The sequence below is a fragment of the Thiohalocapsa marina genome, assembly GCF_008632335.1.
Lineage (GTDB): Bacteria > Pseudomonadota > Gammaproteobacteria > Chromatiales > Chromatiaceae > Thiohalocapsa > Thiohalocapsa marina.
This window is the reverse complement of the sequence record NZ_VWXX01000003.1, coordinates 185,868-209,887: the sequence shown is the minus strand read 5'-3', so window position 1 is coordinate 209,887 and position 24,020 is coordinate 185,868. Positions and strand designations below refer to the sequence as shown.

19 protein-coding genes are annotated in these 24,020 nt (G+C 65.5%); 5 read left to right on the top strand and 14 right to left on the bottom strand.

Annotated features, from left to right (window positions below; translation table 11 throughout):
• Positions 1–24: 24 nt before the first annotated feature.
• The 14 genes from purF to leuC all read right to left on the bottom strand — a co-directional run bounded on the left by purF (position 25) and on the right by leuC (position 16,081).
• Positions 25–1,539 (bottom strand): amidophosphoribosyltransferase, encoded by a 1,515-nt coding sequence (gene purF, locus F2Q65_RS03765; protein WP_150090564.1) that lies wholly within the window; start codon positions 1,537–1,539, stop codon positions 25–27.
• 66 nt (positions 1,540–1,605) lie between these two features.
• Positions 1,606–2,097 (bottom strand): CvpA family protein, encoded by a 492-nt coding sequence (locus tag F2Q65_RS03760; RefSeq protein WP_150090562.1) that lies wholly within the window; start codon positions 2,095–2,097, stop codon positions 1,606–1,608.
• Between the two features lie 74 nt (positions 2,098–2,171).
• A complete protein-coding gene (locus tag F2Q65_RS03755; RefSeq protein ID WP_150090559.1) occupies positions 2,172–2,867 on the bottom strand; it encodes an SPOR domain-containing protein in 696 nt (231 codons plus the stop codon).
• Positions 2,868–2,923: 56 nt separating this feature from the next.
• Positions 2,924–4,213 carry a bifunctional tetrahydrofolate synthase/dihydrofolate synthase gene (gene folC / locus F2Q65_RS03750; RefSeq protein WP_150090557.1) on the bottom strand — a complete coding sequence of 430 codons (1,290 nt, stop codon included), beginning with the start codon at positions 4,211–4,213 and terminating at the stop codon, positions 2,924–2,926.
• 78 nt (positions 4,214–4,291) lie between these two features.
• Complete coding sequence (gene accD, locus F2Q65_RS03745) at positions 4,292–5,152, bottom strand: acetyl-CoA carboxylase, carboxyltransferase subunit beta (RefSeq protein WP_150090555.1); 861 nt, start codon at positions 5,150–5,152, stop codon at positions 4,292–4,294.
• A 43-nt stretch (positions 5,153–5,195) separates the two neighbouring features.
• On the bottom strand, positions 5,196–6,011 hold the full coding sequence (gene trpA / locus F2Q65_RS03740; protein ID WP_150090553.1) for a tryptophan synthase subunit alpha: 816 nt from the start codon (positions 6,009–6,011) through the stop codon (positions 5,196–5,198).
• Positions 6,008–7,258, bottom strand: a complete 1,251-nt coding sequence (gene trpB, locus F2Q65_RS03735; RefSeq protein ID WP_150090551.1) for a tryptophan synthase subunit beta — start codon at positions 7,256–7,258, stop codon at positions 6,008–6,010. The genes trpA and trpB overlap by 4 nt, the downstream gene beginning before the upstream one ends.
• Positions 7,230–7,874, bottom strand: a complete 645-nt coding sequence (locus F2Q65_RS03730) for a phosphoribosylanthranilate isomerase (RefSeq protein WP_150090549.1) — start codon at positions 7,872–7,874, stop codon at positions 7,230–7,232. Before F2Q65_RS03730 ends, trpB begins: the two co-directional genes overlap by 29 nt.
• Positions 7,875–7,904: 30 nt before the next feature.
• The gene (truA, locus tag F2Q65_RS03725; RefSeq protein ID WP_246155950.1) at positions 7,905–8,723 is read right to left on the bottom strand and encodes a tRNA pseudouridine(38-40) synthase TruA; all 819 of its coding nucleotides are present in this window, start codon (positions 8,721–8,723) and stop codon (positions 7,905–7,907) included.
• Positions 8,720–11,725, bottom strand: a complete 3,006-nt coding sequence (locus F2Q65_RS03720; protein ID WP_150090547.1) for a FimV/HubP family polar landmark protein — start codon at positions 11,723–11,725, stop codon at positions 8,720–8,722. The genes truA and F2Q65_RS03720 overlap by 4 nt, the downstream gene beginning before the upstream one ends.
• A 2-nt stretch (positions 11,726–11,727) precedes the next feature.
• Positions 11,728–12,864 (bottom strand): aspartate-semialdehyde dehydrogenase, encoded by a 1,137-nt coding sequence (asd, locus tag F2Q65_RS03715; protein ID WP_150090545.1) that lies wholly within the window; start codon positions 12,862–12,864, stop codon positions 11,728–11,730.
• Between the two features lie 26 nt (positions 12,865–12,890).
• On the bottom strand, positions 12,891–13,976 hold the full coding sequence (leuB, locus tag F2Q65_RS03710) for a 3-isopropylmalate dehydrogenase (RefSeq protein ID WP_150090543.1): 1,086 nt from the start codon (positions 13,974–13,976) through the stop codon (positions 12,891–12,893).
• Between the two features lie 46 nt (positions 13,977–14,022).
• The gene (leuD, locus tag F2Q65_RS03705; RefSeq protein ID WP_150090541.1) at positions 14,023–14,673 is read right to left on the bottom strand and encodes a 3-isopropylmalate dehydratase small subunit; all 651 of its coding nucleotides are present in this window, start codon (positions 14,671–14,673) and stop codon (positions 14,023–14,025) included.
• Between the two features lies 1 nt (position 14,674).
• Positions 14,675–16,081 (bottom strand): 3-isopropylmalate dehydratase large subunit, encoded by a 1,407-nt coding sequence (gene leuC / locus F2Q65_RS03700; protein ID WP_150090539.1) that lies wholly within the window; start codon positions 16,079–16,081, stop codon positions 14,675–14,677.
• 371 nt (positions 16,082–16,452) lie between these two features.
• On the opposite strand from leuC, the gene F2Q65_RS03695 reads away from it, so the two are divergent.
• From F2Q65_RS03695 to F2Q65_RS03670, 5 genes are all read left to right on the top strand, one after another.
• A complete protein-coding gene (locus tag F2Q65_RS03695) occupies positions 16,453–19,326 on the top strand; it encodes an SNF2-related protein (protein ID WP_150090537.1) in 2,874 nt (957 codons plus the stop codon).
• A 139-nt stretch (positions 19,327–19,465) separates the two neighbouring features.
• Entirely contained in the window at positions 19,466–19,723 is a 258-nt protein-coding gene (locus tag F2Q65_RS03690) for a type II toxin-antitoxin system prevent-host-death family antitoxin (RefSeq protein ID WP_150090534.1), read from the top strand.
• Positions 19,713–20,000, top strand: coding sequence for a type II toxin-antitoxin system RelE/ParE family toxin (locus tag F2Q65_RS03685; protein ID WP_150090532.1), 288 nt, complete (start codon positions 19,713–19,715; stop codon positions 19,998–20,000). Before F2Q65_RS03690 ends, F2Q65_RS03685 begins: the two co-directional genes overlap by 11 nt.
• Positions 20,001–20,012: 12 nt before the next feature.
• Positions 20,013–20,585, top strand: coding sequence for an ATPase (locus tag F2Q65_RS03680; protein WP_150090530.1), 573 nt, complete (start codon positions 20,013–20,015; stop codon positions 20,583–20,585).
• A gap of 230 nt (positions 20,586–20,815) precedes the next feature.
• Complete coding sequence (locus tag F2Q65_RS03670) at positions 20,816–24,019, top strand: site-specific DNA-methyltransferase (protein ID WP_150090526.1); 3,204 nt, start codon at positions 20,816–20,818, stop codon at positions 24,017–24,019.
• Position 24,020 lies beyond the last annotated feature (1 nt).

Below are 24,020 nucleotides of genomic sequence, written 5' to 3'. Positions count from 1 at the left end.
GGATCCTTCCGGAGTCGGCGCACATCAGGCGTTGTTGTGCATTTCAAGCACGGTCTCGTTGTGCCGCGAGCGCTGCTGCTTGGCGCTGTCGTTGCGCGTCTGTTCCAGGCTGCTGAGGTAGTCCGGGGTCACGTCACCGGTGACGTAGACGGCGTCGAACACCGAGGTGTCGAACCGGTCCACCAGGCTCTTGCCCTTCTTCTGCACCGCGTTGATCAGGTCCTGCAGGTCCTGGAAGATCAGCTTGTCGGTGCCCAGCGCGCGCTCGATCTGGCGCTCGGTGCGGTTGTGCGCGATGAGCTCGCTCGCCGCCGGCATATCGATGCCGTAAACGTTCGGGTATCGCACCGGCGGCGCCGCCGAGGCGAAATACACTCGCCGGGCGCCGGCATCACGCGCCATCTGAATGATCTGCTGCGAGGTAGTGCCGCGGACGATGGAGTCGTCCACCAATAGCACGTTTTTCTTGCGGAACTCCAGATCGATGGCGTTCAGTTTCTGGCGCACGGACTTCTTGCGGATGGTCTGCCCCGGCATGATGAAGGTGCGCCCGATATAGCGGTTCTTGATGAATCCCTCGGCATAGGGAACGCCGAGCTGGTTGGCCAGTTGCAAGGCCGCTGTGCGGCTGGTGTCAGGCACCGGAATCACAACATCGATGTCGTGATCCGGCCAGACCCGCTTGATCTTGGCCGCCAGCTTCTTGCCCATGCGCGACCTGGCCTTGTGCACGGAGATGTTGTCGATGATCGAGTCCGGACGGGCAAAGTAGACGAACTCGAAGATACACGGCGACAGCACCGGCTGCGGCGCGCACTGGCGGGTGTGCAGCTCGCCGTTGGCATCCACCAGCACGCACTCCCCCGGGGCCACGTCGGCAATGAGCTTGAACCCCAGGGTATCCAGCGCAACGCTCTCGGAGGCGATCATGTACTCGGTGCCGGCGTCCGTCTCGCGCTTGCCGTAGACGATGGGCCGGATGCCGTGGGGATCGCGAAAGCCGAAGATGCCGAAGCCGGGGATCATGGCCACCGCCGCGTACCCCCCGCGGCAGCGCCGGTGAACGCCCTCCACGGCGCGGAAGATGTCCTGCTCGTCGATGCGCAGCTTGTTCTGTAACTGCAGTTCGTGGGCGAAGACGTTGAGCAGGATCTCGGAATCGGACTCGGTGTTGATGTGGCGCAGATCGTCGACGAAGACCTCGCGCTTGAGTTCGTCGGCGTTGGTCAGGTTGCCGTTGTGCGCCAGCACGATGCCGTAGGGCGAATTGACATAGAACGGCTGCGCCTCGGCGGAGCTGGACGCCCCGGCGGTGGGATAGCGCACATGGCCCACGCCCATGTGCCCCCGCAGCTGGATCATGTGCCGGGTGCGAAAGACATCGCGGGTCAGGCCATTGTCCTTGCGCATGTGCAGCTTCTCGCCATCGCTGGTGACAATCCCCGCGGCATCCTGGCCGCGATGCTGCAACACCAGCAGAGCGTCGTAAAGGAACTGGTTGACCGGGCGTTTACCGACGATCCCGACGATGCCGCACATGGGCTACCTCACTGCATTGACGACGGCCATCGGCCTGCGAAGCACGGGCCGGACGGCGAAACCGCATCAGAAAGACTTGATGCGCTCGGTGACCTCCGGCGGGATCAGGTCCAGCATGAGGTCGGCGAGCAATTGAAACTTCGGCAGCAGTTGCGACTGCGACCACCAGGGATCCTCGACGATGGGTGTCAGCGCGGCCAGGAACACCACCAGCGCGACCACCACCGCCCCGCGTCCGGCGCCGAATACCATCCCCAGCAGTCGGTCGGTGCCGGTCAGGCCGGTAGCGTCCACCAGCATCGACAGCAGCCAGCCCAGCAGCGCGCCGAGCAGCAGCACACCGAACACCAGGATGATGACGGCCGCCCCCAGGCGCACCGACGGCGTGGCGATCCAGGGCTCGAGTTGCGTCGCCACGGGCCCGTAGAAGAACCAGGCCGCCAGCAGGGCGCAGACCCACACGGCCAGGGCAAGCACCTCGCGGATCAGCCCGCGGGCGAGTCCGATGATGGCGGACAGCGCGATGACGCCGATGATGACGTAGTCAACCCAGATCATGTGGTGCGACTCCCGGAGAAACGATGCTGTACGTCATGTTGGACGTCCCGTGAAAATGCAGCTTCGGCCCTGTCTCACCGATACTGCTGGACCAACGGCTTGTTGCCGGTCTCCGCCTGAAGCTGACGCGCCGTACGCTCGGCCCGGGCGCGGTCGATATCCGGCCCGACGCGCACCCGATAGTACCGTTTGCCGCCGACCACGGCCTGCTCAACGAAGGCCGGGAAGCCCTTGTCACGCAGGCTGTCCTGCAGGCTCTTCGCCGCCTCGGCCGAGCCCAGGCTGGCCACCTGCACGATCCATGACTGCGTGCCCGCCGGCACCGACGGCTGTTTCACAGGCTCCGCGGGCTGCGGCCGTGGCGGGGGCGGCGGCTTGCGGACAGGTGTCGGCTCGGCGTCGGAGGGCCTGGGTCTGGCCACCGGCTCGCCGGACGGTTCCGGAACCGGTTCCGGAAAGGACTCGACAACGGGTTCGGGCGCGAACGGCGTCAGGTCTTCTGCGCCGGATGGGGGTTCGGGAACGGGCAGCGCGGGCGTCAGCTCCGGCTGGCGGCTGTCGGGGACGGTCACGTCGGCCGGGGGCGGCTGGAAGGACGCATCCTGGCCAGAGCCCTCGTAGGCCGCGTCGAAATCCGGTGCATCCGGGATGATGATCGGCTCGCCGAGATCGTCGGAGCCCTTGTCATCGACGAGCATCGGCACGAAGACCACGGCCAGGGCAACCAGCACCGTGGCCCCGACCAAGCGTCGTTTCGCACCTTCGTCCATCAGTCTCTCCGTACCAGCGGCGGCGGAAGTCGCGCCGAGTCTTCTGCGTGTCGGGATTATACAGGAGCGATCCAGGGGCTGCGCAGTGCCGCCTCGACCATGGTGAAGGAGCCGAACACCAGCACGCAGTCGCCGGGTTCCGCCGCGGCGGCCGCCGCCGCCAGCGCGCGCTCGACGTCCGCATGGCAGACCGAGCGGGCGCCGGGCGCCCGGGCGTCGGCGGCGCCCTGCAGTTGCTCAAGCGACATGGCGCGGATGTTGGGCGCCAGGGTCAGATGCCAGTGCGCGACCTGATCCGCCAGGGCCTGCACCACCGCGGCGGCGTCCTTGTCCGCCAGCAGTGAAAACACCGCCATCAGCTTGCCGCTGCGGGGATAGGCGGCCAGGTTGGCTGCCAGCGCCTGGGCCGCCTCGGCATTGTGCGCCACGTCCAGTATCCAGGTGACCGGCCCCGGCAGCACCGTGAACCGGCCGCGGAGCTGCACCCGCAACAACCCCTGGCGCACGGCCGCATTGGGCACCGGCCGCTGCGCCTGCAGGCAGTCGATGGCGCAGAGCGCGGCGGCGGCGTTGTCGTACTGGAACCGCCCGCGCAGGGCCGGCGCCGGCAGCGCCCCGCGCGCGGCCCCCGCCGGACCCTGCCAGTCCCAGTCGCCGACCGCCTGCCCGGCGCCGAGGCGGTAGTCGTACTCACGCCCGAGTTGTAGCGGCCGGGCGCCGATCTCCAGCGCCCGCGTGCGCAGCCGCGACGGCGCATCCCGCTGGCCGATGACGGCCGGTCGGCCATCGCGGAAGATGCCGGCCTTCTCGAACGCGATCTGCTCCGGGCGCGTGCCGAGCCATTCCAGATGATCGGAACCGATGCTGGTGACAACGGCGACGTCCGCATCGATGATGTTGACCGCATCCAGCCGCCCACCAAGACCGACCTCGAGCACCACCACGTCGAGCTCGGCACGGACGAACAGGTCCAGCGCCGCCAGGGTGCCGAACTCGAAGTAGGTCAGCAGGCTGTCACCGCGGGCGGCGTCGATGCGTGCGAAGGCCTCGCAGATCGCCTCATCGGAGACCTCGGCGCCGTCGATGCGGATGCGTTCGTTGTAGCGCAGCAGATGCGGCGAGGTGTAGCAGCCGCAACGGTAGCCGGCGGCGCGGTAGATGGCGTCCAGGTAGGCCACACAGGAGCCTTTGCCGTTGGTCCCGCCGACGGTGATGACCGGACAGGGAAACCGTGCCGGCCCGAGCCGCGACCACACCTGGCCGACCCGCTCCAGCCGCAGGTCGATGCGGTCCGGATGCAGGGTTTCCTGCCACGCCAACCAGTCCGGCAGGGTCTTATGCCGCATGGGCGCAGCCTGCAACGGCCCGGCGACATCCGCCACCGACCACCCGCGCGCAGACCGCCTCCGCTGGCCGCCGGCGGATCAAGGCCGCGGTCGCCCCGTCAGCATGGCCACCAGGTCGGCGATGCGCTCGCGCAGGTCGCGGCGGTCGCAGATCTGGTCCAGGGCACCGTGCTCCAGCAGGAACTCACTGCGCTGAAAGCCCTCCGGCAGCTTCTCGCGGACGGTCTGTTCGATGACCCGCGGACCGGCAAAGCCGATGAGCGCGTTCGGCTCGGCGATATTGATGTCGCCCAGCATGGCCAGGCTGGCGGAGACCCCGCCCATGGTGGGATCGGTCATCACCGAAATGAACGGCAGGCCCCGCTCGCGCAGACGCCCCAGGGCGGCGCTGGTCTTGGCCATCTGCAGCAGGGAGAACAGCGACTCCTGCATCCGCGCGCCACCACTGGCAGAAAAGCACACCATGGCCAGGTCGTCCTGCAACGCCGCATCGACGCCGCGCACGAACCGCTCGCCCACCACCGAGCCCATGGAACCGCCCATGAAGCTGAATTCGAACGCCGCCGCGACGCAGCCCACCTGCTGCACCTGGCCGCGCATCACCACCAGGGCCTCCTTCTCGCTGGTGAGCTTCTGCGCCTGGGACAGCCGGTCCTTGTACTTTTTCAGATCCTTGAAGCGCAGCGGATCGACGGATTCCAGGTCGCTGCCGATCTCCTCCCGGGGCTCGTCGTCCAGAAACAGATCCAGGCGTCGCCGGGCACCGATGCGGTTGTGATAGTTGCACTTCGGGCAGACCTCGAGATTGCGCTCGAGCTCCGCACGATACAGCACGGCACCACAGCCGGGGCACTTGTGCCACAGGCCCTCGGGCACCGCGCGCTTGCTGTTGGCCTCGGTACGGATGCGGCTTGGAATCAGCTTCTCGAACCAGCTCATATGCTCTCCTTCGGCCCCTGACCGGCTGAACAGGCGGCCGGGACTAGGCATGGGACGCCGTGTCGATGGCCTGGCGCAGCTCGGCAATGAACCCGGCCACCACCTCCGGTATCTGCTCCGGGGTGTCGGCCAACTGCTCGATGCGCCCGACGATGGCGCTGCCCACGATGACCGCGTCGGCCACGGCGGACACCCGTGCGGCGTCGTCGGCATCCTTGATGCCGAAGCCGACTCCCACCGGCAGGTCGATGCGCGCGCGGATCTCCGCCAGCTTGGCGGCGACGCCCTCCACGTCCAGGTTGCCGGCACCGGTCACGCCCTTGACGGACACATAGTAGACAAAGCCGGAGGCCACCGCCCCGATGCGTCGGATGCGCTCGCCGTCCGAGGTGGGCGCCAGCAGATAGACCAGGTCCAGATTCTCCGCCCGCAGGGCCTCCACCAGGTCGTGCCCCTCCTCCGGCGGCACGTCCACCACCAGCGCGCCGTCCACGCCGGCCTCGCGGGCGGCGGCGGCGAAGGCGCCATGGCCCATGATCTCGATGGGATTCAGATAACCCATCAGCACCACCGGGGTCTCGCTATCCTGCTCGCGAAAGCGCCGCACCATGTCCAGCACGTCGCGCAGGCGCACACCCCGGGCCAGCGCCCGCTCGGTGGCCCGCTGGATCACCGGACCGTCGGCGATGGGGTCGGAGAATGGCACACCGAGCTCGATCAGGTCGGCGCCGGCGGCCACCATCCGATGCATCAGCGGCACTGTGACTTCCGGCGACGGATCGCCAGCGGTGACGAACGGGATCAGCGCCGTGCGGTCCTCGGCACCCAGTCGCTGGAACATGCCTGCAATACGGCTCATAGCTTGATCCCGTCGAGTTGGGCCACGGTGTGCATGTCCTTGTCGCCGCGGCCGGAGAGACTGATGACGATGGTCTGGTCCTTGCGCATGGTGGGTGCCAGCTTGGTCGCATAGGCCAGCGCATGGCTGGTCTCCAGGGCCGGAATGATGCCCTCGGTGCGCGTCAGGGCATGGAACGCGGCCAGGGCCTCGCTGTCGGTCACGGCCACATAGTTGGCGCGGCCGGAGTCCTTGAGCCAGGCGTGCTCCGGACCGACACCCGGATAGTCCAGCCCGGCGGAGATGGAGTGGGTCTCGATGATCTGGCCGTCGACATCCTCCATCAGATAGGTGCGGTTGCCGTGCAGCACCCCCGGCGAGCCGGCGCACAGCGGCGCCGCATGGCGCCCGGTGGCCAGGCCGTCGCCGGCTGCCTCGACGCCGTGGATGGCCACCTCGGCATCGTCGATGAAGGGATAGAACAGGCCGATGGCATTGGAGCCGCCACCGACGCAGGCCACCAGCGCGTCCGGCAGGCGCCCGGTGCGCTCGAGCATCTGTGCCCGGGCCTCGCGGCCGATCACCGACTGGAAGTCGCGCACCATGGCCGGATAGGGGTGCGGCCCGGCGACGGTGCCGATGATGTAGAAGGTGTTGTCGATGTTGGTCACCCAGTCGCGCATGGCCTCGTTCAGCGCGTCCTTGAGTGTGCGCGAGCCGGACTTCACCGACACCACCTCGGCGCCCAGCAGGCGCATGCGGTAGACATTGGCCTCCTGCCGGGCCACGTCCACCTCGCCCATGTAGACGATGCACTCGAGCCCCATGCGAGCGGCCACGGTGGCGGAGGCCACGCCGTGCTGACCGGCGCCGGTCTCGGCGATGATGCGCGTCTTGCCCATGCGCCGCGCCAGCAGCGCCTGGCCGATGGTGTTGTTTATCTTGTGCGCGCCGGTGTGATTGAGGTCCTCGCGCTTGAGGAAGATCTGCGCCCCGCCCAATTCACGGCTCCAGCGCTCGGCATGATAGAGCGGCGACGGACGCCCCACGTAGTCGCGCAGGTCGCTCTCGAGCTCGCGCACGAAGTCCGCATCGCCGAGATAGCGCTCGTAGGCCTCGCGCAGTTCCATCAGCGGATGCATCAGGGTCTCCGGCACGAACATGCCGCCGTACGGGCCGAAGTGCCCGTTCGCATCCGGCCAGTGATAGCCGTCGGCGCCCACCGTCGGTGAGCGCGGGTCAGTCGTTTGATCGGGTCTGGTCGCCATTGCGTACCCCTTGCATGAATTCAGCGATCTTGAGGCGATCCTTGATGCCCCGGGCCGACTCGACGCCGCCGCTGACGTCCACCGCGTGCGGCTGCACGCGGGCGACGGCGGCGGCGACATTGCCGGCATCGAGGCCGCCGGCGAGGATGATCCGACCGGCCAGCGCCGCGGGAATCAGGTCCCAGTCGAAGCGCCGTCCGGTGCCGCCGGCCACACGCGGATCGAACGTATCCAGCAGCAGTGAGGCGGCGCCGCCGTAGCGCCGCGCCTCGGCCATGGCATCGATGCCGTCGCGCATGGCCAGGGCCTTGATCCAGGGATGCCCGAAGGCCGCGCAATAGGTCGGTTCTTCGCGGCCGTGGAACTGCAACGCCCCCAGGGGCACCCGCCGCAGCACCTCGCGTACCCGCTCCGCCTCGGCATCGACGAACAGCCCTACCACGGTGACGAAGGCCGGCACCGTCGCCGTCAGCGCCGCGGCCAGTTCCACCGACACCGCCCGCGGGCTTGGCGCGTGGAACACTAGACCGATGGCGTCGGCACCTAGGGCCACCGCGTCCGCCACATCCTGCTCGCGCGTCAGACCGCAAATCTTAACGCGGGTTCGTCGATTCATCAGCATACCATCCGCATTGCCTTCGGCAGATTAGAGCACAGACAGCGGATCCGCGTCGCCGGGCACCGGCAGGGCGAACCGCTGCGGGTAATCCACGCCTGCCAGATACAGTCCCTGGGGCGGCGCCGTGACCCCGCCACGGCGCCGGTCGCGCAGCGCCAGCAGCTCGCTGGTCCAGCTCACCGGGGCATCGCCACGCCCGATGGCCATCAGCACCCCGGCAAGGTTGCGCACCATGTGGTGCAGGAAGCCGTCGGCGCCGACACGCAGTTCGAAGAATGCACCGCGCTGCTCGATGTGCAGATAGCGAATGGTACGCACCGGACTCTTGGCCTGGCAGGCGAGCGCGCGAAAGCTGCTGAAATCGTGCCGCCCCACCAGGGCCGCAGCGGCCTGGCGCATGGGTGCCGCCTGCAGCGTTCGGTGGGTCCAGACCGCGCGGTCACGCCAGAGCGCGGAGCGGGTGGGCTGGCACAGGATCAGGTAACGATAGTGCCGGCCCGTTGCACTGAAGCGGGCGTGAAAATCCGGTGCGACGGGCGTGGCCCAGCGCACTGCCACATCGTCCGGCAGGTTGGCATTGGTGCCCAGGACCCAGGCGCGCTCGCTACGGGACGCCGCGGAATCGAAATGCACCACCTGGCCAAGCCCGTGCACCCCGCTGTCGGTGCGGCCGGCGCAATGCACGCGCAGCGCATGATCGGCCACCGATGCGATGGCCTGTTCCAGGGTCTGCTGTACCGAACGGGCATGATGCTGCGTCTGCCAGCCGCTGTAGCGCGAGCCATCATACTCGATGCCCATGGCGATGCGTTGCAATGCCGGGGCCCTGGGGGTTGAGTCGATCATCCCAGCTGCTCCAGCAGCGCCTGGGCCTGGGCCTGCTGTTCGGCATTGCCGTCCGCGCGGACCTCCGCCAGCAAGGTACGCGCCGCGTCGGCGTCGTCCATCTCGAGATAGGCCCGGGCCAGATCCAGCTTCATGGCCGGCGCGTCCAGGGCATCGCCGTCGGTGGCGAATGGCGACGCCGGCTCCGGGCGGGCCGGCTGCGAGGTCGACGGCGCCGAATCATCGCTAAGGCCGGGCTCGACATCGAGACGCAGATTCAGCTCCAGGTCGAGCGCTTCGGGCGGCGAATCCGCTTCGGACGCGGGCTCCACGGCCGGTGCCTGGAGCCCCGTCGGCGGCTGCGTCCCCGGGTCGCCAGGGGTCGGCAACACCGGTTCCGGAAGGCTCAGGTCCGGGGCGTTCAAGGCTGGCTCATCCAGCGTCAACTCGTTCAGCGCCGTCTCCTTCGATTCCGGCGGATTCGATTCCGGCGGATTCGAGTCCGGCAGATTCAGGTCCGGCAGCGACAGTTCGGGCAAGGACAGATCGTCCGGGCCCAGGTCCGCTTCGCCGACCTGGACCGGCGGCGGGGACGCGGGCTGGAGCCGCGGCTTGCCGCCCGACTCGGCCTGCTGGGTCAAGCGGTCCAGGGCCTCCAGATCGAGGTCCAGATCTTCCTCTTCCGTCGCGAAGGCCGGCGCCTCCGGGCCAGACGGGCCCATGTCGTCGCGTGCGCGTCCGAGCCGCGCCCAGGCCGCGGGATCGGCGGCATCGTCGCCGTCCGCCTGCATCCGTTGCATCAGGTCGGCCAGCGCCACGTCGTCGCCGTCGGCTCGCAAGGCCTCGGCCAGCTTGTACTTCAGTTCGACCCGCGCCGGTGTCAGCTGCAGCGCCTGTTCTAGCACCTCCACGGCGTCGCGATACCGCCCGTACAGGATGTAGATGTCCGCCTCGGCGAGTACGTCGGTCTCCTCGGTCTCCACCTGTCCCGACAGCACCGCGAAGGTCTCCTCCGGCGGCGCCTCCGGCGGAAGGCCCGCCTCCAGCACCTCGTCGGACTCGGCCGGGCCGCTGATCGGGGCGCCGATCGCGGCAGTCGCTGCGGACGCCGCACCGCCGACTACTGCATCGGCGGCCCCCAACTCCGGCTCCAAACTCGAGACCGTGCCTGCTGCCTCGCCGACGGGGGCGAGGCTGGGCTCCCTGTCACGGTCTTGCGCAGCACGACGGGACGAACCGGGCAGGCGCTGCCTCAGCGCGGCCACGAATGCCTGCAGGCGCCCGCGCATGCGCTGGAGCAGCCGTTCAAAGGCGGCCCCCGCCGGCGCTTTCGCGCCGGGTTCCGGCGCCTGTTGGCGACCGGCCTTTGGTGCCTTTTTGTCACCCCCCCCTTTCGCTGCCTTCTCCGTCGCCTGCGCCTCGGCCTGCTGCCGACGCCGCTGGTTGAACAGCAGCCCCCCGGCCAACGCAGCCACGGCCGCCAGCTTCGCCCAGAGCGGCAACCGGGCCAGGAAGTCAAGCACCGCGTCGAGCAGCCCGCCCTGCGCTGCAGGCGGGGCCGGCGGAGCCGCTGGCGGAGGCGTGAGTGCCGGCTCCGCAACCGGCTCCGACGCCGGCTCCGACGCCGGCTCTGATGTCGCCGCCAGCGTCGACCCTGGTTGCGAAGCTGCGTCCGAGGCCGGCCTGGAATCCGGCTCCGTGATTGCCTGAGAGGGCGTTGCCACATCCCCCGCCACCAGGGCCTCCAGGCGGGCGAGCTGATCATTGCGCAATTCGACCAGTTGGCGGATGTCCTGGAGCTGCGACTCCAGGTCGCGCACGCGGACGCGCAACTCGGCCGCTTCCTGGCGGTTGGCCTCGCTGACCTCGCGCAGCAGCAGCAGATCCTCCAGCAGCCCCTGATCAGAATCCGCCATCGGTTCGCCCACAGCGGTGTCAGCGCCCGGGGCGTCATCCCCTGCAGGCCTGCGGGGCGGCAGCTCGAGCGCGGCTTCAGGCGTGGACTCCGGAGCGGCCGTCGTCTGGGCTTCCGGCGCGGCTTCCGGCATTGCCTCCGGAGCCACCTCCGGCGGCGGGGCCGCAGCGATGCGAAGCTCCGCGGCCGGCGAATCCGGGGCGACCGCTGGGACAGGGGGCGTGACAGGTGGCAGGACGGCGCCCGGGATCGGAACCGGCGGCAACGGCCGACCGGCAAACACGTCCTGCAGCTGGCGTTCCGCCGTCGTGGCGTCCACCGCGAACAGGGCCTCCGCCGAAGGGATCCGCAATCGCGCCCCGGACTTGAGCCGATCGATGTCGCCGTTGGCGAAGGCATGGGGATTGTTGCGGTACAGCGCCAGCGTGGTCTGCTCGACGGTGGCGCCGTCCGGCACCAGCCGTTGTGCCAGACGCAGCAGTCCGACACCCCGCGGCACCGGGCCGTATTCCAGCGGAAACGGGATGGTCGCAGCCTGCGGGGGCAGCACCGGCCGCTTGCGCACCAGGGCGGTCGCGGTCCGGTCGGAGGATGACTGATCGGACGCTGGTTGGGCCGAGAGTGGCTGAGCGTTCGGCACCGCCAGCGGCGGCTGTTGTCGCGGCGCCGTTCCCAATCTGGGCTGAGATATCTGGGGGACGGCCGGCCGGCTCGCATCCGGCGGGTCCAGCAGCACGGTGTATTGCCGCACCAGACGGCCGTCCGGCCAGATCACCTCCAGCAGAAAGTCCAGGAAGGGCTCGCGGATGGGCTCGCGGCTGCTGACCTGGATGATGGGCTGCCCGGCGGCTGACGTGGTGGCGGTGAATGCGAGCCGCGTCAGGAAGTAGGGCCGGTCGATGCCGGCCTTGTCGAACGCCTCGGCGCTGGCCAGCCGCACCTTGACCGCATCCAGTTCCTCACTGGAGATGTCGCGCAGGTCGATCTCGGCCTGGAACGGCTGATTCAGCGCCGACCGGGTGCGCAGCGCGCTGACACCGAGGGCATGGGCCCCGCCCCACTGCAGCAGAAGGATGCCGAGAAGGGCGCCGGTCAGCGTGCCGCGCATGCTCAGCGCACGTCGATGGACCGGCGCGTCCCGAGCAACAGCCGGAGCATGCGCCGCAGCGGCTCCGCGGCGCCCCACAGGAGCTGGTCGCCGACGGTGAACGCCGACAGATAGGTTGGGCCCATGTTCATCTTGCGCAGACGCCCCACCGGAACGCTCAGGGTCCCGGTCACCGCTGCCGGCGACAGCTCGGCAACGGTGCGTTCGCGCTGGTTCGGGACCACGCGCACCCAGTCGTTGCTGGCGGCGATCATGGCCTCGATCTCGTCCAGCGGCACATCCTGACGCAGCTTGATGGTGAGCCCCTGGCTGTGGCAGCGCATGGCGCCGATGCGCACGCAGGTGCCGTCGATGGGCACCGGCACGTCGAGCCGGCCGAGGATCTTGTTGGTCTCCGACTGGCCCTTCCATTCCTCGCGCGACTGGCCGTTGTCCAGCTGCTTGTCGATCCAGGGAATGAGGCTGCCGGCCAGCGGCGCGGTGAACAGCTGATCCGGGAAGTCGTCGCCGCGCATGGTCGCGGTGACCTGGCGATCGATGTCCAGGATCGAGCTGCGCTCGTCCGCGAGCAGCCCGGCGACGCCGTCGCGCAGCGCCCCCATCTGCAGCAGCAGTTCGCGCATGTTGCGTGCGCCGGCGCCGGAGGCGGCCTGATAGGTCATGGCGCTGATCCACTCCACCAGATCCCGGCGCAGCAGTTCGCCCACGGCCATCAGCATCAGGCTGACGGTGCAGTTGCCGCCGATGAAGTCGCGCTTGCCGTCCGCCAGGGCCTGCTCGATGACGTCAAGATTCACCGGGTCGAGCACGATGGTGCTGTCCGAATGCATGCGCAGCGTGGATGCCGCATCGATCCAGTAGCCCCGCCAGCCCCGCGCGCGCAGCGGCTCGAACACCGCCGAGGTGTAGTCGCCGCCCTGGCAGGTGACGATGGCATCCATCGCCGCCAGGGCGTCGAGGTCGCGCGCATCGCGCAGCGGCTGCGCCCCCCGGCCGACATCGGGTCCGGGTTCGCCCTGCTGCGAGGTGGTGAAGAACACCGGCTCGGCGATCAGATCGAAGTCGCCCTCCGCGCGCATGCGATCCATCAGCACCGAGCCGACCATCCCGCGCCAGCCGACAAAACCCACCCGATTCATGCTGTCATCCTCAGTCAAGCATCCGCTCACAAACCGGCGCGCAGGGCCGCGACCACGGCGTCGCCCATCTCGGCCGTGCCGACCCGCCTGTCGCCGTCGGCGGCGATGTCCGCCGTGCGCAGCCCCTGCTCCAGCACGGTCGACACCGCCGCGTCCACCCGCTCCGCCTGCTCGGCAGCGTTCAGGGAGTAGCGCAGCATCATCGACGTGGACAGGATGGTGGCCAGCGGGTTGGCGACACCCTTGCCGGCGATGTCCGGGGCCGAGCCGTGGATCGGCTCGTACATGCCCTGCCCGCTGGCGTTCAGCGACGCCGACGGCAGCATGCCGATGGAGCCGGTGAGCATGGCGGCGCAGTCCGACAGGATGTCGCCGAACATGTTGGTGGTGACCATGACGTCGAACTGCTTGGGCGCCCGCACCAGCTGCATGGCGGCATTGTCCACGTACATGTGGCTCAGCTCCACCTCCGGGTAGTCCTGGCCGACGCGCATGGCCACCTCGCGCCACAGCTCGGTGCACTCAAGCACATTGGCCTTGTCCACGGAGCAGACGCGCTTGTCACGACGCATGGCGCTGTCGAAGGCGACGCGCAGAATGCGCTCGATCTCCGACTCGGTGTAGACCAGCGTGTTGAAGCCCCGGCGCTCGCCCGAGTCGAGGGTCTCGACGCCGCGCGGCTGACCGAAGTAGATGCCGCCGGTGAGTTCACGCACGATCAGGATGTCCAGCCCGGACACCACCTCTGGCCGCAGCGTGGAGGCGCTGGCCAGTTGCGGGTAGAGGATCGCCGGGCGCAGGTTGGCGAACAGCCCCAGTTCCGCGCGCAGGCCGAGCAGGCCCTTTTCCGGCCGCACGGCGATGGGCAGCGGTTCCCACTTGGCGCCACCGACGGCACCCAGCAGCACCGCATCCGAGGCGCGGGCCAGTGCGACGGTCTGTTCCGGCAGCGGGTGTCCGTGGGCGTCATAGGCGGCGCCGCCCACCAGCCCGTCGGTCAGCTCGACCTCGAGCCCGAAGTCGTCGCGCAGGCAGTGCAGCACCTTGACCGCCTCGTTCACGATCTCCGGGCCGATGCCATCGCCAGGGAGAATCAGGATCTTTTTGCTCAACGGAAATTCCTCAATCGATGAAGACGCGGATGCGATCCGGCGCCAGTCAGGAGAACAGCCAGGGCGCCTCGGCGCGTCGCCGCTGCTCGTAGGCGGCGATGGCATCCTCGTGCTGCAGGGTCAGCCCGATGTCATCCAGCCCGTGGATCAGGCAGTGGCGGTGGAACGGATCGATGTCGATGTCGATGGGTCCAAGGGGCTCGTGCCCATGGCCCGGGTGCAGCTTGAGCCCGTGCAGGTCCACCTCGAGCTCCAGCGGCTGGTCGCCGCCGGCCAGCTCGAACAGACGATCGATCAGTGCCTTGTCCAGCACCACCGGCAGCAGGCCGTTCTTGATCGCATTCTGATGGAAGATGTCGGCAAAGCTCGGCGCGATCAGCACGCGGAAGCCGTAGTCGGCCAGGGCCCAGGGGGCATGCTCGCGCGAGGAGCCGCAGCCGAAGTTGTCGCGCGCCAGCAGGATGGTGGCGCCCTTGTATCTGGGATCGTTCAGGACGAAGTCCGGATTCAGCGGCCGGCCGGCGCAGTCCTGGCCCGGCTCGCCGTGGTCCAGGTAGCGCCACTCGTCGAACAGGTTTGGCCCGAAGCCGGTGCGCTTGATGGACTTGAGGAACTGCTTCGGAATGATGGCGTCGGTATCGACATTGGCGCGGTCCAGCGGCAGGACGATGCCCCGGAAGTTCTCGAACGGCTGCATGTCAGACCTCCCGAACGTCGACGAAATGGCCGTGGATGGCCGCCGCCGCGGCCATGGCGGGACTCACCAGATGGGTTCGGCCGCCCTGCCCCTGGCGCCCCTCGAAATTGCGGTTGCTGGTGGAGGCGCAGCGCTCCCCCGGCGCCAGCCGATCGGCGTTCATGGCCAGACACATGGAGCAGCCCGGCTCGCGCCATTCGAAGCCGGCCTCGGTGAAGATGCGGTCCAGCCCTTCGGCCTCGGCCTGTTCCTTGACCAGCCCGGACCCGGGCACCACCAGCGCCAGCGCAACCGAATCGGCCTTGCGCCGTCCCCTGGCCACCTCGGCGGCGGCACGCAGGTCCTCGATGCGGCCGTTGGTGCAGGAGCCGATGAAGACCTTGTCCACGGCGATGTCGGTCAGCGGCGTACCCGGCGTCAGCCCCATGTAGGCCAGCGCCTGGCGGATGCCGCCGGCCTTGACCGGATCGGTCGCGTCGTTCGGGTCAGGCACCACGCCGTCCACCGGCAGCACCATCTCCGGCGAGGTGCCCCAGGTGACCTGCGGCCGGATGCTGGCGGCGTCGATGCGCACCACGCGGTCGTACTGGGCGCCGGGGTCGGAGTTGAGGCCGCGCCAGTAGGCCGCCGCCTGCTCGAACAGCTCGCCCTTGGGCGCGAAGGGCCGCCCGCGCACGTACTCGATGGTGGTGTCGTCGATGCCGATCAGCCCCGCGCGGGCGCCGGCCTCGATGGTCATGTTGCAGACGGTCATGCGCCCTTCCATGCTCAGTGCCCGGATGGCCTCGCCGGCGAACTCGATGACGTGCCCGGTGCCGCCGGCGGTACCGATCTCGCCGATCACCGCCAGCACGATATCCTTGGCGGTGACGCCGCGGCCCAGCTCGCCGTCAATGCTGACCAGCATGGACTTCGCCTTCTTCTGCAGCAGGCACTGCGTGGCCAGCACGTGCTCCACCTCGGAGGTGCCGATGCCGAAGGCGAGCGCACCGAAGGCGCCATGGGTGGAGGTGTGGCTGTCGCCGCAGACGATGGTCATGCCCGGCTGGGTGAAGCCCTCTTCCGGGCCGACCACGTGCACGATGCCCTGGCGCCGGTCGTCCATGTCGAACAGGGTGATGCCGAATTCTCGGCAGTTGTCCTGCAGTGTTTCCACCTGCAGCCGGGAGACCGGGTCGGCAATGCCCAGGTGCCGGTCGGCGGTGGGGACATTGTGATCCGGCACCGCCAGATTGGCCTCGACCCGGCGCGGCTTGCGGCCCGCCAGCCGCAGTCCTTCGAAGGCCTGCGGCGAGGTGACCTCGTGCACCAGTTGCCGGTCGATGTAGAGCAGCGTCGTGCCGTGCTCGTCGGTGCGCACCGCGTGCGCATCCCAGATCTTGTCGTAGATGGTCTTGGGCGTGGTCATCTCGCGTGCCGCCTCGTCTGCCGATCGCCACCTGACGGGGCGAATCCAAACTCGCCAGCATAGCGGCGTGGCGCCAAGAACTCAATCAGCCGCGCGATGTGCCGGTGCTTTCAACTTCCAACCGCAGAGGCGCGGAGGACGCAAAGCATTTTCAGAGCAGGTGTCAGAGCAAGGCAATGACCGCAGGCGCAGTCCAGCTCGACTGCGTGGATGCCGCGATCGATCTCGACCTGATCTTCGAAGGCGTCTTCTAGCCACCGAGCCGGTTGACAGCCGAAAATCGACAACTAACATACACACCAATAAACGGGCGATGGAGCGGCGCCAGGCCAGGCTTGATTCCACCTTGGCCGCAAATAACAATCCATGAAATGACCACCGCCTATCACGCCAAATATTTTGCCTGGGAGCTGACGCGCCGCAGGCGTGGCGACGATGTCGATCGCATCTCGCAGTCGCTGTTTGATGCCAGCGTTGACCTGAACCCCCACCAGATCGACGCCGCGCTGTTCGCCCTTCGCAACCCCTTGACCAAAGGCGTCGTCCTCGCCGACGAAGTCGGCCTGGGCAAGACCATCGAGGCCGCGCTGGTCCTGTGTCAGTACTGGGCCGAGCGCAGACGGCGACTGCTGGTCATCTGCCCTGCCGCGTTGCGCAAGCAGTGGTCCACCGAACTGGCGGAGAAGTTCCACCTGCCGACCCAGATCCTCGACGCCAGAACCTGGAAGAACCTGCAACAGGGCGGCGTGTACAACCCGCTGGACCAGTCCCAGATCAGCATCCTGTCGCTGAACTTCGCCGCGCGAATCGCTGACAAGTTGCGCACCATTCCATGGGACCTGGCAGTTATTGACGAGGCGCACAAGCTGCGCAACGCCCACCGCGAGAGCCACCAGACCGGGCAGGCGATCAAGAAAGGGCTGGCTGGCTGCCGCAAGCTGCTGTTGACGGCGACGCCGTTGCAAAACTCTTTGCTGGAGTTGTACGGCCTGTCCACCGTCATCGACGAGCACCTGTTCGGCGATGCCGTCAGCTTTCGCGCCCAGTACATGCGTGGCGAAGGCGATAGTTCCGCGCTGCGACGCAGGCTCAATGAGTTCGTCACCCGCACCCTGCGCCGCCAGGTGCTGGAATACGTCCGCTACACCGAACGCAAGCCGATCACGATCCCCTTTACCCCCGGCGCCGACGAACAGCGGCTCTACGATCTGGTGTCGGCCTACCTGCAACGCGAGGAAACCTATGGCTTCCCGGTGCAACAGCGCCATCTCATCGCGCTGGTGCTACGCAAGCTGCTGGCCTCGTCCACCCAGGCCGTCATCAACACCCTCGAAACCATCCACGGCCGACTGGTCACGTTGCTCGCAGGCAAGACCCTCGAAGACGACTGGCTGGAACAATTCATCGCCAGTGAAGACATCGACGACGAACGCGCGGACCAACCCATCGACCAGGCAGCGGAAGCCCCCGCTGACTACCCGGATCAAAAGAAGCCGGATCCTGAGATCGATCCGGTCATCCTGCGCGGCGAGATTGCCGAACTGGAGCATTACATCACCCTCGCCCGCAGCATCAAGGAAGACGAAAAGTCACACGCCTTGCTGAAGGCCCTGCAGACCGGGTTTGCACACATGATGGAGATGAACGCGCCGCGCAAGGCGGTCATCTTCACCGAATCCCGCCGCACGCAGGACTACCTCGCGCGCTTCTTAGAAGCCCACGGCTATGCGGGCAAGGTGGTCACCTTCTCCGGCACCAACAACTCGCCGACCATCACCGGCATCTATCAGCGTTGGCTGAAAGAGCACGCAGGCAGCGACCGGATCACAGGTAGTCCGGCCGTGGACAAGCGCACGGCGATCATCGATCACTTCCGTGACAAAGGCGAAATTCTGGTCGCGACCGAGGCCGCCGCCGAAGGTGTGAACCTGCAGTTCTGCGCCCTGGTGGTCAACTACGACCTGCCCTGGAACCCGCAGCGCGTGGAGCAACGCATCGGCCGTTGCCACCGCTACGGCCAGGCTTTCGATGTGGTCGTCATCAACTTTCTCAACCAGCGCAACGCGGCCGACCGCCGCGTCCTCGAACTGCTCTCGGAAAAGTTTCACCTGTTCGATGGCGTCTTCGGCGCATCCGACGAGATACTGGGCCGCATCGAATCCGGTGTCGATTTCGAGAAACGCATCGCCGCCATCTACGACACCTGCCGCACTCCGGAAGCGATCGAAACCGCGTTCGCCGCACTGCAAAGCGAGCTCGAAGCCTCGATCGAATCGCGCATGCGCGAGACCGAGCAGAAGCTGCTGGAGCATTTCGATGCGGATATCCACGAACTGCTGAAGATCAAGCGCAAGCGCGCTGAAGAAAGCCTCGACCGCATCGCCCGGCTGTTCTGGCTGCTGACCAGGTACATCCTGGCCGGAAAGGCCACTTTCGATCACGAGACCCTGAGCTTCCGGCTGGCCTCATCGCCCTGTCACGGCGCGCCCACCGGCGAGTACCAACTGATCCGCAAGGGCGATGGCACCTCGGACACGGCCCGCCTCTACCGTCTCAGCCACCCCCTGGGCGAGTACGTGCTCGACCACGGCCGCCGCCTGGATACACCCCAGGCCAGGCTCCGCTTCGACCTGAGTGGCCACCCCTACAAGGTGTCGGTCCTTGAGGGCCTTGAGGCGAAGGCCGGTTGGCTGGAGCTGAACCTGCTCGAACTGCACAGCTTCGAGAAAGAAGAGCACCTGGTATTCACCGCGCTCACCGACAACGGCGAACTGCTCGACCAGGACGCCTGCGCCCGCCTGTTCGGGCTCGACGCCACAACGGCAACAGAAAACCCGGCCACGGCTCCCGATAACCTCGCCGAGACCGCGCAACGCCAGATCGAGGCCACGCTGGCCCGCGCCCTGGACGAAAACGACCAATACTTTCAGCGCGAGCGCGAAAAGCTGGAGCATTGGGCCGACGACCAGATCCTCGCTGCCGAACAGGCCCTGCAGGACACCAAATCCCGGCTGAAGGACACCAAGCGCCGCGCCCGCCTCGCCGAGCAGGTCGAAGAGCAGAAGGCCCTTCAGGAAGAGATCAGGACCCTGGAACGGCGCCAGCGCCGCCAGCGCCAGGCGATCTTCGACGTCGAAGACGAGATCGAGTCGAAGCGCGACCAGCTCATCGATGCCCTGGAGCGGCGGCTGAAACAGAAGACCCTGGTCCATTTCCTGTTCCGGATACGCTGGGAACTGGTGTGATCAGCCAATAATCGCCGATACCTCGCCAGATTTCGCCAAACTGTCGCGTGCAAGGGTCGCCCGAAACGACTACAATCGCACCGCTAATCGTACGATTCGCCGCACGCTAACGGGTACTGTTTCAAGACGGAGGCAACCCATGAGCACCCTGACCGCCAACGACCTGAAGACCAAGGGCGTCTCCGCCGTCGAGGCGCGCCTGAAGGAAGACGACGAAGTGATCATCTCTGTTCGAGGCAAGGAGCGTTACGTCATCGTGGACATCGAAAAGTATGCCCAGATGCGCGAATACGAACTCGCCGCCGCGCTGCAGGAAGCCAGGGCCGACGTGGACGCGGGCCGCTACACCACCGAAAGCGTGGCCGAACACATGCGCCGGGTGAGCGATGAGCTATAGGCTGATCTACCCGGACAGCTACCTGAAACGCGCCAAAAAGTTTCTGAAGAAACATCCGGAGATCAGAGGCCAGTACCAGAAGACCCTGGAGCTGCTGGAACTGAATCCGCACCACCCATCGTTGCGGCTACAGGGTTTGCAAGGACGACTGGGGGTACAGTCCTCGGCCTCGATCAACCTGAGCTACCACATCACCCTGACAACCGAGATACAAGACAGCAACGTCATTCTGATCGATGTCGGTCACTACAACCATGTATCACGGTACCGAGGTTAAGGATATTCGATCATGCCGGTTTGCTGGATAATCGCGGGGCCGAATGGTGCGGGAAAGACCACATTCGCAAAGAACTACCTGCCGGAAGTGGCCAATTGCCGCAATTTCGTCAATGCCGATGCTATCGCGGCCGGCTTGTCTCCTTTGGACCCGGGCCGGAAACAAATGGCCGCAAGCCGAATATTCCTCAATGAAATCAATGAGAACATAACCGGATATCGTGACTTTGCCTGCGAGACCACGCTATCGGGGCGCATGTACATGAGTCTGATTCAGAGTCTTATGCAATCCGGCTGGACCATTGAACTGGTCTACTTGGCCCTGCCGGATTGGCGGATGTCGCAACAACGGGTCGCGGAACGGGTGGCCCACGGCGGACACGATATTCCGCTCACTGACATCCAGCGTCGGTTTCCTCGAAGTCTGTCGGGCTTGTTTCAGGGCTATGCCGGCTTGGTATCGAGAACCCGCTGTTTCATGAACCACGAAGAAAAGCCCGTACTGGTGTTTGAACAACGCGGCGATCAGCGCGACATCTACCATGACGGGCATTTTCGACACCTTCTCAGGGAGGCAGGACTATGAGCCGAATAGAGCCAACCGAACCCCGGGAACCATCTCCGGACACACAAAGAATGTTGGACAGCCTGACCAAGGCAGTCCATGACGCCTTGGAGCAAAAACGCAGGCTGGGGCAATACGCCGTGATCTGGCGAGACGGCAGACCCGTTGCCATAGGTGGTGACGCCCCCAACGAACAAAGCCCGGAAACGAATCAATAAACCCGGCGAAGCAGATTTGACACGGGACACCCCATGGCCACCAAAGACGAAAAAAGACAAAAATTCATCGCCCTGCTGCATACCCTGTTCCAGCTCGACCAGCCCGACCTGGATTTCGGCTTCTACCGCATCATGCACGCCAAGGCTGGCCAGGTGACCCGGTTTCTCGAAGAGGAACTGCTCGACATCATCCGGAAAGCATTCGGCGAGGCCGATGAGGCGCGCATCGCCGAGGCTAGGGAAAGCTACGAAGCCGCCCGCAAACAGGCCGAAGACTTCGGCGCCCCCGATCCGGATGCCGCACCCAAGGTAAGGGAAGCCAAGGAAGTCTATGACGCGGTCAAGGACAGCGGCAGCAACGAGGGCGACGTCTACGACCATCTCTACCGCTTCTTCGAGCGCTACTACGACAACGGCGACTTCATGAGCCGCCGCTACTTCGCCCGCGAGACCGACGGCAAGGCCGCGCCCTATGCCGTGCCCTATGACGGCCGCGAGGTCTACCTGCACTGGGCCAACCGCGACCAGTACTACATCAAGACCTCGGAGTACCTGAGTAACTTCACCTTCGACCCGACCCAGGCGAAAGAATACCTGGCACATCACGGCGGGCTGCTGGAGCACAAGCCACTCAAGGTCCACTGCCGCATCGTCGCGGCCACCGAGGGCGAGCACAACAACGTCAAGGCATCCGAGCAGACCGAACGCTACTTCATCATCCACGAACCCGAGCCCGTCAGAATCGAAACCGGCGACAGCGGCGCGCCGGAACTGGTCATCCAGTTCCAGTACCGCGCCGACCCCGAGAAGACCGGACAGGAAGGCACCTGGCGCAAGAAACGGCTGGCCGAGGCGGCCGAAGTCATCAAAACCCGACTACCCGAATTGGCAGGCGCCGACGACTATGTCGCTGCCCTCACCACACCCGCGCCAACCGAGGCCGAAAAGGGCCGTACCCTGCTGGAGAAGTACCTGGCCCAGTACACCGCCCGCAACACCATGGACTACTTCATCCACAAGGACCTGGGCGGATTCCTGCGCCGAGAACTGGACTTCTACATCAAGAACGAGGTCATGCGGCTCGACGACATCGAATCCGCCGAGGCACCGCGGGTGGAAACCTACCTGGCCAAGGTCAAGGTGCTGCGACGGATCGGGCGGCACTTGATCGACTTTCTCGCCCAGCTTGAGGACTTCCAGAAGAAGCTGTGGCTGAAGAAAAAATTCGTGGTGGATACGCAGTATTGCATCACGCTGGATCGGATTCCCGAGGCGTTCTATCCGGAGATTGCGGCGAATGAGGCGCAGCGGGAGGAGTGGGTTCGGCTTTTTGCCATTGACGAACTGAATGGGTATTCAGAACCGCTTACTCTGGATTTTGTCGCAGCCAACAAAGGGCTCGTTCTGGATACATGGCTCTTCGATGCAGACTTCAGGCTCCGGTTAATAGCGTCAATCGAGCAATTGGATGAACAGTGCGATGGTCTTCTGATCCATTCAGATAACTTCCAAGCACTAAAGATGCTGGAACTCCAATACGAGCAATCCATTCGATGTATCTATATAGACCCACCCTACAACACCGGGAATGATGGATTCATATATAAAGATGGATACAGCAACTCAACGTGGATGAGTATGTTTTATGACCGAGTCACAGCCAGCTATTCATGCCTAAGCACAAACGGGGCAATTAGCTATTCCCTCGACGACAAACACACCCCTTCATCCATACTATCCATCCAGTCAAATGGCGTTGTTTGTCATACGGGATCGTTTGTTTGGAAAACAAGAAACACCGACAACCGTGTTCTATCGAAGTTATCCACGGATCACGAGTACGTACACGTTTTCCAGAAACCTGGCAGTAGCATTACGGGCCGTAAAATTGACCGCTCATCGTATAAGAATCCAGATAATGATGAGCGAGGACCGTATACGACAGATCCACTAACCGGCAAGGCCAATGCATCAGACCGCCCTAACTTGCATTACGAGATCGTCAATCCCGATACAGGCGATGTTTATCCACCCGATCCCGATTTCGGGTGGATAACTGATAAGTCTGGGTTTGAAGCATTATTGGCGGACAATAGGGTTTATTGGCCAGAGAATCCCAATACTGGAAAGCCGAGAAAGAAACGCTTTGCATCCCAAGCCTCTGAGCGCGCGCCCGTGTCAACAATGGAAATAAAAATTAAGCAAGGAGAAGGAAATATTGACCTTTCTTCTATAATGGGATCAAAGGTCATAAATTTCCCCAAACCAGTTTCAGTTGTCAAAACGATTATAGACGTAACCTCCGAAAGGGACTCAATAATATTAGATTATTTTGCGGGATCAGGAACAACGGCGCATGCTGTTATGAATCTTAACCGAGAAGACACTGGAAGCCGAAAATATATCGTTGTCGAGATGGGAAGCTATTTTGACAGCATCCTCAAGCCTCGTGCTGCCAAAGTGGTCTATTCCGACAACTGGAAAGACGGCAAACCCACTGCCCGCGACACCGGCATCTCCCACTGCTTCAAATACCTCCGCCTGGAATCCTACGAAGACACGCTCGCCAACTTGCGTCTCGACCAGAACATGCAACGCGCGACGGCAGTGGCCGCCAATCCGGCGTTCAAGCAGGACTACATGCTGCACTACTGGCTCGACTTCGAAACCAAAGGCAGTCCCTCCCTCCTCAACATCCAATGGTTTACCGATCCCACCGCCTACAAGCTGAAGGTCAAGAAGCCCGGCACCGACGAATACGTCGAGAAGGCCGTCGATCTGGTCGAGACTTTCAACTGGCTGATCGGCCTGCATGTGGAGCACCTGGACCGCTGGCGCGGCTATACCGCCACCTTCAAGCGCGAAGTCGATGCCGATCTGCCGGGGGACACCAATACCCGGCTGATGCTCGACGGCACGTCGAAGGAAACCGACGACGGCCAATGGCATTTCCGCAAGGTCGAGGGCTACACCCTGCGTTCCCCCGGCGACCAGAACGACCGGGAAAAAGTGCTGGTGGTCTGGCGCAAGCTGACCGGCGACCTGGAGCAGGACAATCTGATGCTCGACGAGTGGTTCCGCAAGTACCGGCTGAACTCCCAGGACAGCGAGTTCGACGTCATTTTTGTGAACGGCTCCAATAACCTGCCGAATATCCGCCGGGCCGAAGAGACCTGGAAGGTGCGCCTGATCGAGGAAGCTTTCCACCAGGCCATGTGGGACGTGGAGGACGCATGAC